We start from the raw sequence: 14,137 nt of genomic DNA on the forward strand, positions 1-14,137 counted from the left end.
CTCCGACGCCGTGCTCGTCGGCCCCGGGCTCGACGAGCCCGACGGCGCCCGCGACCTCGTCGCCGGCATCGCCGATGCGGTCGGTCCGGAGGCGTTCGTCGTCCTCGACGCCTTCGCGCTCGGCGTGGCCGCGGACGTCGAGGACCGCCTCGCGCCCCTGCACGGTCGGCTCGTGCTGACGCCGAACAGCGGCGAGGCGGAGCGCCTCCTCGGGCGGGACTGCGGGGACGACGACGTCGCCGACGCCCGCGAGATCGCCGAGCGGTACGGCGCCGTCGTGGCGCTGTCCGACGTCATCGCCGCGCCGGACGGTCGTGCCTGGGTGAAGGGCACCGGTTCGGGCGGCCTGGGGACGAGCGGCAGCGGCGACGTGCTGTCCGGCGTGGTGGTCGGGCTGCTCGCCCGTGGAGCCGGACCCGCGCAGGCCGTCGCCTGGGCGTCCTACGTGCACGCGGCCGCGGGGGACCGCCTGGCCGTGCAGGTCGGGCCGCTCGGCTACCTGGCCAGTGAGCTCCTCGCCGAGATCCCGCGCGTCCTGGTCGAGCTCGGCGCCTGAGGCGGGGTGGACCCACCCCGCCTACGCACGCAACGACTCCACGGCCTTCTCGACCCGGCGCTGGCGCGTCTCCGGCGCCTTCGCCGCGAGCACCGGGTCCACGAGCGCCCGCTGCCGTGAGGCCGACAGGGTCTCGTAGGCCGCCCGGACCCCGGCCTCGTCGAACGCCGCCGCCAGGTCCGACGGCAGCTCGACCGTCCGCGGCAGGGTGTCGACCTCGAGCGTGACCTCGACGGTGTCCCCGGCGGCGATGCTCGCTGCGGTGCGGTGGGCCTCGGACAGCGGCACCAGGAACTGTCCGCCCATGACCCCGACCGTCGACCGGTAGGTGTAGCCACCGTCGATCGTGACGACCACGGCGGGGCGCTTCCCGGAGCCGAGGGCGTCGATGACCTCCTCGGGAACGGGCAGACCGGTGGCCGTCTTCCGTGCCTGCAGGACCGTCGTCGTGAACTGCACCCGTGCCTCCCGGCTGTCCGCGGTCGCGACCGCAGCGTGCGCCGCAGACGCGACCGACCATCACCGGGGACCGTCCCCGGCAGCGAAACCGTACAGCCGCACCCGCTGTTCCGCCACCGTTCACCGCCGCAGCACGACCCCGAAACCGGCCGCGTCCACGATCGTGCCGAACCCGGACCCCCGGACACCCGAACCCCCACAGCACCCGGAAGGCACACCCCGTGCAGCACACCCGCACCCTGGCCGGCATCGCCCTGGCCGCAGCAGCAGTCGTCACCCTGGCCGGTTGCTCGGCCACGAGCTCGGCGAGCACGAGCACCGGTTCCGGCGACACCGACTGGAAGACGGCCACCAGCGCCGAGGCCGCCGGCGGCATGGACGCCCTCGTGAAGGCCGCGAAGGCCGAGGGCCAGCTCAACGTCATCGCGCTCCCGCCGACGTGGGCGAACTACGGCAAGATCATCGCCGGCTTCGAGAAGCAGTACGACATCAAGGTGAACTCCGCGAACCCGAACGGCTCGAGCGCCGACGAGGTCGCCGCCGTGAAGTCGCAGCAGGGGCAGTCCACCGCCCCCGACGTGCTCGACCTCGGCAACGCGGTCATGCAGCAGAACCTCGGCCTGCTCACCGACTACAAGGTCGCGAACTGGTCGGACATCCCGGACACGCTGAAGGACGCCGACGGCAAGTGGACGCGTGACTACACGGGCCTGATGTCGATCGGGTACGACTCGTCGAAGATCCAGGACGCACCGAAGGACCTGAACGACCTGCTCGGCAGCGAGTACAAGGGCAAGGTCTCGATCGCCGGCGACCCGACGCAGGCGAACCAGGCCGCGAGCGCGGTGTACCTCGCGGCGCTGGAGAACGGCGGCTCGGCGGACGACATCACGAAGGGCGTCGACTTCTTCGGCAAGCTGAAGCAGGCCGGCAACTTCCAGAACGTGCTGCCGTCGCAGGCCACGGTCGCCTCGGGCGAGACCCCGGTCGTCGTGCAGTGGTCGTACAACAACCTCGCGTGGGGCCCGGCCGCCGGTGCCTCCGGCAACGAGAACTGGAAGACCGTCGTCCCCGAGGGCCAGGCCCTCGGCTCGTACTACTCGCAGGCGATCAACAAGGACGCCCCGCACCCGGCGGCGGCGCGCCTCTGGCAGGAGTACATCGCCAGCCCGGACGCGCAGAACCTGTACCTGCAGGCCGGCGCCTTCCCGTCGACCCTCGCGGCGATGGAGCAGTCGGGCAAGGTCGACAAGGACGCGCTCGAGGCCGCCGGCGGCATGCCGAAGGACTACGTCGAGCTGACGGACGCGCAGGTCACCGAGGCCGCGAAGGTCCTGGCGGCGAAGTGGTCCGCCACCATGGGGTCCTGATCCCGTGGCCCGCGCATCGGCCCCGAGCGGCGGCAGCGCGACCGTGCCGGGGCAGGCACCCGCCCCCGCAGCGACCAGTGCTGCGGCCACCAGCGCCGTCGGCTCGGTGGCCGATGCCGGCGGCACCCCCGCCTCCGGTCTGCAGGCCGCCCCCGGTCCGCAGCCCAATCCCGTCGCCTCGCACCCGCGGAACGGCCGGGGCCGCCGCGCCGGCATCGCCTGGCTCGGCCTCACCCCGTTCGCCGCCTACGTGCTGCTGTTCCTGGCCGTCCCGGCCGTGATCGCGGTCGGCAGCGGCTTCCTCACCGGCGACGGTGCGCTCACCGTCGCGAACCTCGCGGCCTTCACCGACCCGTCCGTGCTGCGCGCCTTCGGTGGCTCGTTCGGGCTGTCGGCCGTCTCCGCCGTGATCGGCGCGGTCGTCGGTGCGCTCGTCTGCCGGGCGCTCGCGGCGCTCCGCCCGGACGGACTCGTCCGCTCGGTGATCGACGCCGCCGCGAGCGTCCTCGCGCAGTTCGGCGGTGTCATGCTCGCGTTCGCCTTCATCGCGACGATCGGGGCGCAGGGCCTGGTCACGACGTGGCTCGTGTCCACGTTCGGGATCGACCTCAACGCCGACGGCACCTTCCTCTACACGGTCCCGGGGCTCGTCATCCCCTACGTGTACTTCCAGGTCCCGCTGATGGTCCTGACGTTCATGCCCGCCCTCGAGGGCGTGCAAGCGCAGTGGGGCGAGGCCGCGGCCACCCTCGGGGCCTCGCGCGCGACGTACTGGCGGCGCATCGCCGTCCCGGTCCTCGCTCCGGCCTTCTGGGGCTCGCTGCTGCTGCTGTTCGCGAACGCGTTCTCGTCGTTCGCCACCGCCGCCGCGCTCATCTCCCAGGGCGGCATCGTCCCGCTGACGATCCGCGCGCAGCTGACCAGCGAGACGATCATCGGCCTGCAGAACGTCGCCGGGGTGCTCGCGCTCGGCATGGTCGTCGTCATGGCGGTCGTCATGGCCCTGTACTCGCTGCTCCAGCGCCGGGCCGCCCGGTGGCAGCGGTGAGCGCCGTCGTGCGTCCGGCGACCCGGCCGGGAGGCGCTGCTCGCCCCCGCCGCTTCGGCGTCGCCCCGTCGCGGGGCACCGCAGCGGTCGTGCTCACCCTGGTCGGACTGGTGTTCGCGGTCCCGCTGGTCGCCCTGGCACAGTTCACGTTCCGGCAGGGCACCGACGGCGCCCTGACCCTCGACCACTACGCCGCGATCGTCGACCCGGCGAACGCCGTCACGTACCAGCCGGTCTTCGACGGCCTCGCCGCGTCGCTGCTCATCGCCGTCATCACCGTCGGGATCGTGCTGCTCGTCCTCCTGCCGGCGCAGATCGTCACGGCACTGCGCTACCCCCGCCTGCGTCGCGTGCTCGAGTTCGTGTGCCTGGTCCCGATCACCGTGCCCGTCGTGGTGCTCGTCGTCGGGTTCATCCCCGTCTACCAGGTCGTGGCCCAGGTCTTCGGCTCCGGCGCCTGGACCCTGGCGTTCGCGATCGGCGTCGTGTCGCTGCCGTTCGCGTTCCGTCCGATCGCGGCGGCCCTGACCGCGGCGGACGTCACGGTGCTGTCCGAGGCGGCGCGGTCCCTCGGCGCCTCGTGGTGGACGGTGACGTGGCGGATCCTGCTGCCGAACCTCCGCCGCGGCATCACCGCCGCGTGCTTCCTCACCGTGACGGTCGTCCTCGGCGAGTACACCCTCGCCTCGTTCCTCTCCCGCACCACGTTCCAGACCGCGCTGCTGCTCGTGCAGTCGACCGACCCGTACGTCGCAGCGGTCTTCTCGCTCGCCGCGCTGCTGTTCGGGTTCGTCCTGCTCGTGCTGATCGGCCGGGTCGGGACCGGCCGCCGGCGCACCCCGAAGGAGTCCGCATGACCACGACCGCCCCCGCCGCCCCGGCCTCGCTCTCGACCGAGGGCGCGACCGTCGAACTCGAGGCGGTCGAGAAGCACTACGGCACGCACCGGGCACTCGCCGGGCTGTCCCTGCGCATCGAACCCGGTGAGTTCGTGTCGCTGCTCGGCCCGTCCGGCTGCGGCAAGACCACCGCGCTCCGGGCCCTCGCCGGGCTCGAGACGATCGACGGCGGCGCCATCCGCATCGACGGCGCGGACGTCGCCTCGGTCCCGGTCGACCAGCGGGACATCGGGATGGTGTTCCAGCAGTACTCGCTGTTCCCGCACATGACCGTGCGGCAGAACGTCTCCTTCGGCCTGGAGATGCGTCGGGTGCCTGCGGCCGCACGACGCGAGCGGGTCGTCGAGGCCCTCGACATGGTGCACCTCGTCGACTTCGCCGACCGGTGGCCGCACCAGCTCTCCGGCGGCCAGCAGCAGCGCGTCGCCCTCGCCCGCGCCCTCGTCACCCGGCCCCGCGTGCTCCTGCTCGACGAGCCGCTCTCCGCGCTCGACGCCAAGGTGCGGGTCTCCCTGCGCGACGAGATCCGGCGCATCCAGACCGACCTCGGCATCACCACCGTGTTCGTCACCCACGACCAGGAGGAGGCGCTCGCCGTCTCCGACCGCATCGCCGTCATGAACGCGGGCGACATCGAGCAGGTCGGTACGCCGGAGGAGCTCTACCGCCACCCGGTGTCGGCGTTCACCGCGGACTTCGTCGGCCAGTCGAACCGGCTGCGCGGGGACCTGCGCGACGGTGACGTCTTCGTGTACGGGTTCCGGGTACCGGCCCTCGACGCCGGGACCGCCGACGGCCCGGTGACCGCGTTCGTCCGGCCCGAGGACGTCGCGTTCGCCGCCGAGGGCGTCACCGGCACGGTCGTCGCGTCGAGCTTCCTCGGCTCGATCCGCCGCACGACTGTCCGACTCGACGACGACACGGTCGTCACGGTGCAGCACGAGGTCAGCGACCGCCGCACCACGGGCGACGCCGTGGCCCTGCGGCTGCTCGGTGCACCGGTGGCGGTCGCGCCGCTCGCCTGACCGGCGACTCGGCCCGGGCCCTGCCCGTGCACCCCGCCGGCCTGGAGGCGCGTGGCGGGGCCGCCACGCGCCTCCCGTCCGCTGCGGTCAGCGCTCGAAGCGCGCCTCGCGCTCGTCGGCCAGGCCCGCCTCGACACGTGCGCGCATGTCCGCGGACATCGCGGGCAGGGCGTCGAGCCGGGCCCAGGTCGCCTCGGTGTTCTCGCCGTCCGCCGGGAACGGGTCCCCGGAGACGTACCGGCAGGCGAAGACGAGGTCGAGGTACTGCGCGCGGTCGCCGTTCGGGTACGTCATCTCGGGCAGGGTCTGCACCCACGCCAGGCGCTCGGCGACCGCGACGACGTCGGCCTCCTCGAGGACCTCGCGCTCGGCGGCCACCGCCGGTTCCTCGCCCGGGTCGACGATCCCCGTCACCGGCGTCCACGCGCCGGTGTCCGCGCGTCGGACGACGAGCAGCTCGCGCGCGGCGCCCTCGCCACGGGTGACCACGGCGGTGACCCCGGTCAACCAGAGCAGGTCGGTGCCGATCTTCTCGCGCAGGGACAGGACGAAGTCAGGGGTCGGCATGGGTCCACGCTACCGATCACCCCTGTCGCCGACTGGTCATGACCAGTAGGGTGGCCGCGTGGAGATCATCATCCTGCCGACGCCGGCCGAGGTCGGTCGTGTCGCCGCCGCCAAGATCGCCTCGGTCGTCGCCGAGAAGCCGTCCGCCGTCGTGGGACTCGCCACCGGCTCCAGCCCGCAGGGCATCTACGCAGACCTGCGCCGTCGGGTCGAGGCCGGCGAGGTCTCGTTCGCGGCCGCGCGCGGGTTCGCCCTCGACGAGTACGTCGGGATCCCGCTCGAGCACCCCGAGTCCTACGCGTCCGTGATCCAGCGCGACGTCGTGGAGCCGCTCGGCTTCGACCCGTCGCGCGTCCGCGTGCCGGACGGCCGCGCCGGCGACCTGGCGTTCGCGGCGAAGGAGTACGACGCCGCCATCCGCGCGGCCGGGGGAGTGGACGTGCAGATCCTCGGGATCGGCGCGAACGGGCACATCGGGTTCAACGAGCCGACCTCGTCGTTCGCGTCGCGCACCCGCATCAAGACGCTCGCGCCGTCGACGCGTGAGGCGAACGCGCGCTTCTTCGACTCCCTCGACGACGTCCCGACGCACTGCATGACCCAGGGGCTCGGCACGATACTCGAGGCGCGTGAGCTCGTCCTCGTCGCGCAGGGCTCCGCGAAGGCCGACGCCGTCGCGGCTGCGGTCGAGGGCCCGCTGTCGTCCTTCGTGCCCGGCTCGGCCCTGCAGCTGCACGAGCACGCGACCGTCGTCGTCGACGAGGAGGCGGCCGCCGGCCTTCGCCTGGCCGACTACTACCGGTACACGTACGCGAACAAGCCGGAGTGGCAGCGTTTCGAGTGAACGGCGGCGCGCCCGGCGGGCCGCGCTCAGCGGGCTGAGGCCAGCCGGGTGAGCCCCTCGCGCAGCGTCTCCTCGGAGCAGCCGAAGTTGAGCCGCACGTGGCCGGCGCCCTGGCGCCCGAAGTCCCGCCCGTCGGACAGCGCCACCGCCGCCCGCTCGAGCAGGACCACGGCGGGCCCGTCGCCCCACGGCAGGGCGCGCAGGTCGATCCAGGCGAGGTAGGACGCCTGCGGCTGCCGGTACCCGGCGCCGGGCAGGGCTGCACCGAGTTCCTCCGCGAGCACCCGTCGGTTCGTCGCGAGCTCGCCGAGCAGCGACGCGAGCCACGGTTCGCCGTCCCGGAACGCGGCGACGCTCGCGGTGTAGCCGAGGATCCCGGTCCGCTCGACGACCTCGACCGGCAGCCCGTCGAACCAGGCACGGGCCCGTTCCGATGCGCCGACCATGAGCGCGCACTTCGTCCCGGCGAGGTTCCACGCCTTGCTCGCGCTCGTCAGGGCGACGCCGTGCTCGACCGCTTCGGGACCGCACGTCAGGAACGGGGTGAAGGCGGCGTCGGCGTGGGTGAGCGGCGCGTGGATCTCGTCGGACACGACGACCGCGTCCCACTCGGCGGCCAGCCGTGCGAGCGCGACGAGGTCGTCCCGTGCGTGCACCAGGCCGAGCGGGTTGTGCGGGTTGCAGAGCAGGACCGTGCGGGCACCGCCGGCGAACGCCCGAGCGATGCCGTCGAGGTCGATGCGCCAGCCCGCCGTCGTGTCGAACGGGTCGGGGTCACCGTCGGGCGCGCGGAGCGGGACCTCGGTCACCGTGCCCCCGGCCTCGCGCACGTACTCCCAGAACGGCGGGTACACGGGCGGCATGACGACGACCTGGTCGCCCGGCTCGACCACGCGCCGGAGGACCTCGACCGCGGCCACCGACACGTCCGTGGTCGTCCGGACGAGGTCGGGATCGACGTCCCACCCCCACCGGCGTCCGGCGAAGTCGGCGAACACCTCGGGGAGCACCCGGGTGTGGCCGACGTAGCCGGTGTCACCGTCGCGGACCGCGCGCTCGAGGGCCTCGCGCACGGGCTCCGCCGGCACCGAGTCCATCTCCGCGACGAACATCGGCAGCACCTCGGGCGGGTAGGCCGTGTACTTCTCGCTCGTGCGCGTCCGCTGTGCTTCCGAGACGCTGACCATGACGCTCATGCGCACAGCCTGGCAGGCGGACCGCTCGCGTGTCGTCAGCGGACGGGTGCGCCGAGCAGCTGCTCCGACAGCTCCCACACGCGTCGGGCGTCCTCGGCGCTGCGCAGCGGCTTCCAGGGGTCGAGCGTCCCCGGTGCACCGCCGGCACCGCCCGGGCCGGTGGGGCCCACGAAGCCGCCGTCGCGCACGGCCGGGTCGGTCGCGGCGACGAGTGCCGGCAGTCCGGCGGTGCGCGGGGTCCCCACGAGCAGCCCGCGCCCGGACAACCAGCGGATGACCCGCACCGACGCGGTGTCGCCGCTCCGACCGAGTTCCGGACGGGCGGCGAGCAGGCTCGTCGGTGCGACGCCCGGGTGGGCGATGTTGCTCGTCACGCCCCACCCGTGCTCGTGGCTCCGCCGGGCGAGCTCGAGCCCGAACAGGCCGAACGCCAGCTTCGACTGCTGGTAGGCGCGCATGCCGTCGTAGCGGCGCTCCCAGTTCGGGTCGTCCCAGTTCATCCGACCGGTCCGTGCCGCCACGCTGATCTGGGACGTGACGTGCCCCCGTGCTGCGCGGAGCAGCGGCAGGAGCCCGCGGACGAGTGCGACGTGCCCGAGGTGGTTCGTGCCGAGCTGCAGCTCGAAGCCGTCCACGGTGGTCTGCCGCTCGGGCGGCGTCATCACGCCGGCGTTGCCGACGAGCAGGTCGACCGGGGTGCCGTCGGCCACCATCGCGCCGGCGAAGGCGTCGACCGACGCGAGCGAGGACAGGTCGAGCGTCCCGAGCGAGACCCGCGCGTCGGGGTGCGTGCGGAGGACACGGTCGCGTGCGGCGGCACCCTTCGCGGGGTTCCGGACCGGCAGCACGACCTCGGCGCCGGCGCCGGCCAGTGCGGTCGCGATGCCGAGTCCGATGCCGTCGCTGCCGCCCGTCACGACGGCACGGGTGCCGTCCAGGCGGGGGAGGGTGATCTCGATGGGTCGTCTCGGCACGGTGGTCTCCTCGTCGTCGTCGCCCGCGGACCGGGCCGGTCTCAGCCTGCGACGCCGCCGCACCGTGAACCAGGACCTGACGAGCCGTGGCTGCGGGGGCCGCGGACCCGGAGGATGGACGCATGACGGATCGATCGGAGTTCGGCGCCTTCCTGCACGGCCGACGGGAGGCGCTGCAACCGTCCGACGTCGGCCTCCCGCCCGGGCAGCGGCGCCGGACCGCGGGCCTCCGGCGCGAGGAGGTCGCCTCGCTCTGCCACATGTCCGCCGACTACTACGCCCGGCTCGAGCGGGGGACCGGACCGCAGCCGTCCGAGCAGATGGTCGCCGCGATCGCGCAGGGGTTCCACCTGACGCGGCAGGAGCGCGACCACCTCTTCCGCCTCGCCGGGCACCGGCCGCCCGAGTCCGGCGTCGGCACCGATCACGTCGGGCCCGGCATGATGCGCATCTTCGACCGGCTGGTCGACACCCCGGCCGAGGTCGTCTCGGAGCTCGGCGAGACCCTGCAGCAGACGCCGCTCGCCACCGCGCTGTTCGGTGACGCGAGCCTGCGCACCGGACACGAGCGGTCGAGCGGGTGGCGGTGGTTCACCGAGCCGGGCGCGCGCGACCTGTTCCCGGTCGAGGACCGCGAGGCAACCTCCCGGCTGTACACGTCGTCGCTCCGCGAGGTCGTTGCACGGCGCGGCCCGGACTCCGCCGCTGCCCGGCTCGCGGACGACCTGCTCGATCGCTCCGACGAGTTCCGCGCGCTCTGGGACCGGCACGAGGTCGGACTCCGGCCCGGCACCGTGAAGCGGTACGACCACCCGGTCGTCGGCCGGCTCGAGCTGCACTGCCAGGTGCTGCTCGACCCGGAGCAGGCGCACGTGCTGCTCGTCTACACCGCGGTCCCGGGCACCGAGAGCCACGACCGACTCCGCCTGCTCTCGGTGGTCGCCGCCTGAGGACGGTTGCGTGATCGTGACCATGCGCCGCCGCGGCATCGGCGACCATGGAGGCGTGCGACGGCGAGCGGGGACCGGGCCGGCGGCCGGGTCGGTCGTGGTCGCAGTGGTGCTCACGGTGGCGCTGAGCGGGTGCTCGGGGTTCTTCCGGGTGGCGTGCACCCTGCAGGGGTGGAGCAACTCGGTGGAGGTCCGTGTGCCGGGCTCGGCGGACCCGGCATCGGGTGTCGAGGGCGTCGGCTTCTGCCAGGAGCGCGGTTGCACCCCCGGACTCGTGGTCCGGGCTGCGCCGGTGCAGCCGGACGAGCCGGGGGACGCGACCCCTGCCGGTCCAGCAGACGCACCACCCGCGCCGACCTCGACCCTGCTGCCGTCGACCACGCACGAGGGGGACGTCTGGATCGTCTCGACGTCGATGGCGACGGCGGAGCGCGGCCGCGTCGCCCTGTTCGGCGCCGACGACCGGGTGCTCGTGGAGCGGGACGTGGACCTCACGTGGGTGCGGACGGGCGGCTCCGAGCAGTGCGGCGGACCGTCGACGGCATCGGTGACCGTCGAGCTCCCCTGACCGGTCCGCGCGGCTGACCCGACCGGCTCCCGACCGCGTCGGGTAGGCAGGGGGTGCAGCATCCGACGCACGAAGGAGTGCCCCATGCCGGACCGCCCCGCCCGCCTCGACCCGGAGTCGCTCCCCGACCCGGTCGACGTCAGCGACAACACCGAGGCCCTCCGCGCCGTCCGGGCCGTCGTCGACGCCGGTCCGTTCGACGCGACGTGGGAGTCCCTCGCCGCCTACGAGCCGCCTCGCTGGTACGAGGACGCGAAGTTCGGCGTCTTCCTGCACTGGGGCGTGTACTCCGTCCCGGCCTTCGGCAACGAGTGGTACTCCCGCGAGATGTACCGGGAGGGCACCGCGGCGTACGAGCACCACGTCGCGACGTACGGACCGCAGCGCGACTTCGGGTACAAGGACTTCATCCCGTCGTTCACGATGGAGCACTTCGACCCGACCGCCTGGGCAGCGCTCTTCCGACGGGCAGGAGCGCAGTTCGTCGTGCCCGTGGCCGAGCACCACGACGGGTTTGCGATGTACGACACCGCCCGCTCGCGGTGGAGCGCCGCGCGGATGGGCCCGGAGCGCGACGTGTTCGGGGACCTCTCGCGCGCCGTCGACGACGCCTGGATGGTGCGTGGCGCGTCGTCGCACCGCGCCGAGCACTGGTTCTTCATGAACGGCGGTGCGCGGTTCGAGTCCGACGTGCTCGACCCCCGGTGGAACGACTTCTACGGGCCGGCGCAGCGCGAGGAGACCGCCCCGACCGAGCGGTTCCTCGAGGACTGGCTGCTCCGCACCGTCGAGGTCATCGATCGCTACCGGCCGCAGGTGCTCTGGTTCGACTGGTGGATCGAACAGCCCGCGTTCGCGCCGGTGCTCCGGACGCTGGCCGCCTACTACTACAACCGGGCGGCCGAGTGGGGCCGCGAGGTCGTCATCAACCACAAGTGGGACGCCTTCGCACCGGGGACGGCCGTGTACGACATCGAACGCGGAGCGACGGCGAGGATCGAGCCCGTGGTGTGGCAGAACGACACGTCGGTGTCCCGGACCTCGTGGTGCTGGGTGGAGGGGCACGACTACAAGAGCGTGCGGGAACTCGTCGCCGAGCTCGTCGACGTCGTGTCCAAGCGCGGGGTGCTGCTGCTCAACGTCGGGCCGAAGCCGGACGGCACGATCCCGGTCGAGGAGCAGCGCCTGCTCGAGGGCATGGGTCGGTGGCTCGCACTGCACGGCGAAGCCGTCTACGGCACGCGGCCGTGGGTCGTGCCGTCGGAAGGGCCGACCGAGGTCACCGCGGGTTCGTTCGTCGACGAGGCCGCTCCGGTGTACACGGCGGAGGACGTGCGGTTCACGGTGCGGCACGACGTGACCGGTGACCACCTCTACGCGGTCGTGCTCGCGCAGCCCGGTGACGGGGTCGTGCGACTGCGGTCACTGCGGTCTGCGAGCGCGCTGCTGGACCGGGCGGTCAGCGACGTCGAGGTGCTCGGCTCCGGCACCGTGACGCGGTGGACCCGGACTCCGGACGCGCTCGAGGTCGTCGTCGAGGGATCGACGGCCGAGGACAGCGGACCCGTGCTGCGGATCTCGCTCACCCCGGTGCCGACGCAGCCCCGGCAGGACTTCCTGCACCAGTGAGGCCGTGCAGCCCCCGGTGCGTGCCGGCCTCAGGAGCCCGGGGTCGCGGCGGGGTCCATCCAGAACGGCGACCAGTGGTACCCGTCCGGATCGTCGAACTGCCGCTGGTACATGAACGGGTACTCGTCGGTGTCGCCGATCCGCCCACCGGCCGCACGGGCACGCTCGACCAGCTCGTCGACGGCCTCGCGGCTGTCGAGGTCGAACGACAGCGTGACCTTCGACGGGGTGTCCGGTCCGCCGACCAGGTCCTCGGTGCCCCCGACGCTGGCGTACGCCTCGCGGCTGCTGAGCATGAGGAACTGGTCGGTGCCGAACGCGATGCACGAGACGTCGTCGCGCGACATCGACTCGACCAGGGACCAGCCGAGCGCGGTGTAGAAGGCGGTCGCACGTTCGACGCTCTCGACCGGACAGGCGATGTAGAGGCTCATGCGGTGATGGTCCCGCCGCACGAACCCAGTGGTCAAGCGTCGGGTGGAGTCAGCTCGCGTCCGGCGCCCCACACCCGACGCACGTCGAGCGACGGGGACAGCGCGACGAGGTCGGCGGCGTACCCGGGGGCGAGTCGACCCAGGCGGTCGCCGAGCCCGAGCGCGGCGGCGGGCACGCTGGTCAGGGCCGCGACGGCCTGCGGCAGGGTCCGGCCCGCGCCGTCGACGGCGTTCCGGAGCGCGGTGTCCTGGGTCAGCGTCGACCCCGCGATCGTGTCCGTGCCCGCGACGAGGGCGACACCGTCGGAGACGGTCACGGCGAGGGACCCGAGCAGGTAGGAGCCGTCCGCCGAGCCGGCTGCGCCCATCGCATCGGTGATCAGCGCCACCCGGCCCGGTGCGGCGTCGAACAGCATCGCGGCCACGGACGGGTCCACGTGCACGCCGTCGAGGATGAGCTCGAGGGTCACCCGCTCGTCGGCCACGGCGGCGACGATCGGCCCCGGCGCCCGGTGGTGGATCCCCGGCATCGCGTTGAACGCGTGCGTCAGGACCGTCGCGCCGGCGTCGAACGCGGCCCGGGCATGGTCGGACGAGCAGACGGTGTGCCCCACGGCGACCGTGACCCCGGCGTCGACGAACCGGCGCACGGCGCCGAGCGCTCCCGGCAGTTCGGGCGCGATCGTCACCTGGCGGAGGAGCCCCGCGCCGGCCTCGAGCAGGGCGTCCACCGCGGTCGGGGTCGGGTCGACCAGGAACGACTCGTTGTGCGCGCCCTTGTTGTGCGCGGAGAGGAACGGTCCCTCGAGGTGGACGCCGAGCACGAGCGGGTCGACCGCGGCGACGGCGCGGATGTGCTCGAGCGACGCGGCGAGTGCCGGCACGGGGTTCGCGACGAGGGAGAGGACCGAGCGGGTCGTGCCGTGTGCCCGGTGCACCGCGAGGGCGGCGTCGAACGCCTCGTCCTCGTAGGCCGCTCCGCCCCCGCCGTGCCCGTGCAGGTCGACGAAGCCGGGCGTCAGCACCGCGTCGCCGAGGTCGACGACCTCGTCCGCCGCGGGCACCGCGGTGGTGCCGGACCCGACCGCGTCGATCACGTCGTCGGCGAGCAGGACCCAGCCGTCGGTCGTGGTGCCGGACACGTCGACGAGGTGACGGGCGCGGACCAGCGTGCGCCGCGCCTCCAGACCGGAGCCCGAGCTCACGCTGTCTCCCGGCGGAACGCGACCACCCCGGACAGCGCCGCGACCAGGACGAACACGAGGCCCACGAGCGGCAGGCCGATCGAGACCCAGCACGCGCCGGCTGCGATCACCAGGGCGGTCTCGACGATGACCTTGCCCACCACGTCCGTGTCGATCGGCGACCGCGGCGACCGGAACAGGTACCACACGACGGCCGCGAACAGCGGCGTCCCGATCGCGAAGAGGTAGCCCGGCCACGGCAGGATCCACGACCAGTACCCCCAGAACGCCAGCGAGAACAGGCCGAACGCGCACACGACGATCCGCAGCACCGTCCACCCGGACACACGACGGCGAGGACGGTCGGCGTCGACCGGCGGCGGGACCTCGCCCCAGTCGACCGGGCTCTGCGGTGCGTTCGTCATGCGCTGTGC

At 73.4% G+C, this 14,137-nt stretch carries 16 protein-coding genes; 9 read left to right on the forward strand and 7 right to left on the reverse strand.

What is annotated here, in order from left to right; genetic code table 11:
* The coding region (locus H7A69_RS05310; protein ID WP_182046117.1) for an NAD(P)H-hydrate dehydratase at positions 1–556 on the forward strand (556 nt) is incomplete at its 5' end.
* Positions 557–577: 21 nt separating this feature from the next.
* Here H7A69_RS05310 and H7A69_RS05315 read toward each other — a convergent pair.
* Positions 578–1,015: a YdeI/OmpD-associated family protein gene (locus H7A69_RS05315; RefSeq protein WP_182046118.1), complete on the reverse strand. Its 438-nt coding sequence runs from the start codon at positions 1,013–1,015 to the stop codon at positions 578–580.
* A 221-nt stretch (positions 1,016–1,236) separates the two neighbouring features.
* On the opposite strand from H7A69_RS05315, the gene H7A69_RS05320 reads away from it, so the two are divergent.
* From H7A69_RS05320 to H7A69_RS05335, 4 genes are all read left to right on the forward strand, one after another.
* Positions 1,237–2,385, forward strand: coding sequence for an ABC transporter substrate-binding protein (locus H7A69_RS05320; RefSeq protein ID WP_182046119.1), 1,149 nt, complete (start codon positions 1,237–1,239; stop codon positions 2,383–2,385).
* A 214-nt stretch (positions 2,386–2,599) separates the two neighbouring features.
* Positions 2,600–3,433, forward strand: a complete 834-nt coding sequence (locus tag H7A69_RS05325; protein WP_259346103.1) for an ABC transporter permease — start codon at positions 2,600–2,602, stop codon at positions 3,431–3,433.
* Positions 3,430–4,290, forward strand: coding sequence for an ABC transporter permease (locus H7A69_RS05330; protein WP_259346098.1), 861 nt, complete (start codon positions 3,430–3,432; stop codon positions 4,288–4,290). Before H7A69_RS05325 ends, H7A69_RS05330 begins: the two co-directional genes overlap by 4 nt.
* Positions 4,287–5,357 (forward strand): ABC transporter ATP-binding protein, encoded by a 1,071-nt coding sequence (locus H7A69_RS05335; RefSeq protein WP_182046120.1) that lies wholly within the window; start codon positions 4,287–4,289, stop codon positions 5,355–5,357. Before H7A69_RS05330 ends, H7A69_RS05335 begins: the two co-directional genes overlap by 4 nt.
* An 87-nt stretch (positions 5,358–5,444) precedes the next feature.
* Here the strand turns inward: H7A69_RS05335 and H7A69_RS05340 are convergent, their stop codons facing one another.
* Positions 5,445–5,924: an NUDIX hydrolase gene (locus tag H7A69_RS05340; RefSeq protein WP_182046121.1), complete on the reverse strand. Its 480-nt coding sequence runs from the start codon at positions 5,922–5,924 to the stop codon at positions 5,445–5,447.
* Between the two features lie 58 nt (positions 5,925–5,982).
* On the opposite strand from H7A69_RS05340, the gene nagB reads away from it, so the two are divergent.
* Positions 5,983–6,768: a glucosamine-6-phosphate deaminase gene (gene nagB / locus H7A69_RS05345; protein ID WP_182046122.1), complete on the forward strand. Its 786-nt coding sequence runs from the start codon at positions 5,983–5,985 to the stop codon at positions 6,766–6,768.
* Positions 6,769–6,794: 26 nt separating this feature from the next.
* Here the strand turns inward: nagB and H7A69_RS05350 are convergent, their stop codons facing one another.
* Positions 6,795–7,964, reverse strand: a complete 1,170-nt coding sequence (locus H7A69_RS05350) for a MalY/PatB family protein (RefSeq protein ID WP_182046123.1) — start codon at positions 7,962–7,964, stop codon at positions 6,795–6,797.
* Positions 7,965–7,999: 35 nt separating this feature from the next.
* Positions 8,000–8,938, reverse strand: a complete 939-nt coding sequence (locus H7A69_RS05355) for an SDR family oxidoreductase (RefSeq protein WP_182046124.1) — start codon at positions 8,936–8,938, stop codon at positions 8,000–8,002.
* 122 nt (positions 8,939–9,060) lie between these two features.
* Between H7A69_RS05355 and H7A69_RS05360 the strand changes: the two genes are divergently transcribed.
* The 3 genes from H7A69_RS05360 (at position 9,061) to H7A69_RS05370 (ending at position 12,085) form a co-directional block, all read left to right on the forward strand.
* Positions 9,061–9,888 (forward strand): helix-turn-helix transcriptional regulator, encoded by an 828-nt coding sequence (locus H7A69_RS05360; RefSeq protein ID WP_182046125.1) that lies wholly within the window; start codon positions 9,061–9,063, stop codon positions 9,886–9,888.
* A 10-nt stretch (positions 9,889–9,898) separates the two neighbouring features.
* The gene (locus H7A69_RS05365; RefSeq protein ID WP_182046126.1) at positions 9,899–10,456 is read left to right on the forward strand and encodes a hypothetical protein; all 558 of its coding nucleotides are present in this window, start codon (positions 9,899–9,901) and stop codon (positions 10,454–10,456) included.
* 84 nt (positions 10,457–10,540) lie between these two features.
* Positions 10,541–12,085: an alpha-L-fucosidase gene (locus H7A69_RS05370; protein ID WP_182046127.1), complete on the forward strand. Its 1,545-nt coding sequence runs from the start codon at positions 10,541–10,543 to the stop codon at positions 12,083–12,085.
* 29 nt (positions 12,086–12,114) lie between these two features.
* Here the strand turns inward: H7A69_RS05370 and H7A69_RS05375 are convergent, their stop codons facing one another.
* From H7A69_RS05375 to H7A69_RS05385, 3 genes are read right to left on the reverse strand one after another with little or no spacing between them, the layout of a single operon-like run.
* Entirely contained in the window at positions 12,115–12,519 is a 405-nt protein-coding gene (locus H7A69_RS05375) for a VOC family protein (protein WP_182046128.1), read from the reverse strand.
* Positions 12,520–12,551: 32 nt separating this feature from the next.
* On the reverse strand, positions 12,552–13,724 hold the full coding sequence (gene nagA, locus H7A69_RS05380) for an N-acetylglucosamine-6-phosphate deacetylase (RefSeq protein WP_259346099.1): 1,173 nt from the start codon (positions 13,722–13,724) through the stop codon (positions 12,552–12,554).
* Positions 13,721–14,128 (reverse strand): YrdB family protein, encoded by a 408-nt coding sequence (locus tag H7A69_RS05385; RefSeq protein WP_182046129.1) that lies wholly within the window; start codon positions 14,126–14,128, stop codon positions 13,721–13,723. Before H7A69_RS05385 ends, nagA begins: the two co-directional genes overlap by 4 nt.
* Positions 14,129–14,137: the final 9 nt, after the last annotated feature.

It is taken from the genome of Curtobacterium sp. ME26, from assembly GCF_903970945.1.
GTDB classification, from domain to species: Bacteria; Actinomycetota; Actinomycetes; order Actinomycetales; family Microbacteriaceae; genus Curtobacterium; species Curtobacterium citri.

Excerpts from the sequence above, each read along its gene's own strand:
- H7A69_RS05335 (WP_182046120.1), top strand. The coding sequence starts at position 4,287 with ATGACCACGACCGCCCCCGCCGCCCCGGCCTCGCTCTCGACCGAGGGC.
- H7A69_RS05340 (WP_182046121.1), bottom strand. The coding sequence starts at position 5,924 with ATGCCGACCCCTGACTTCGTCCTGTCCCTGCGCGAGAAGATCGGCACC.
- H7A69_RS05350 (WP_182046123.1), bottom strand. The coding sequence starts at position 7,964 with ATGAGCGTCATGGTCAGCGTCTCGGAAGCACAGCGGACGCGCACGAGC.
- H7A69_RS05360 (WP_182046125.1), top strand. The coding sequence starts at position 9,061 with ATGACGGATCGATCGGAGTTCGGCGCCTTCCTGCACGGCCGACGGGAG.
- H7A69_RS05370 (WP_182046127.1), top strand. The coding sequence starts at position 10,541 with ATGCCGGACCGCCCCGCCCGCCTCGACCCGGAGTCGCTCCCCGACCCG.
- H7A69_RS05375 (WP_182046128.1), bottom strand. The coding sequence starts at position 12,519 with ATGAGCCTCTACATCGCCTGTCCGGTCGAGAGCGTCGAACGTGCGACC.
- H7A69_RS05385 (WP_182046129.1), bottom strand. The coding sequence starts at position 14,128 with ATGACGAACGCACCGCAGAGCCCGGTCGACTGGGGCGAGGTCCCGCCG.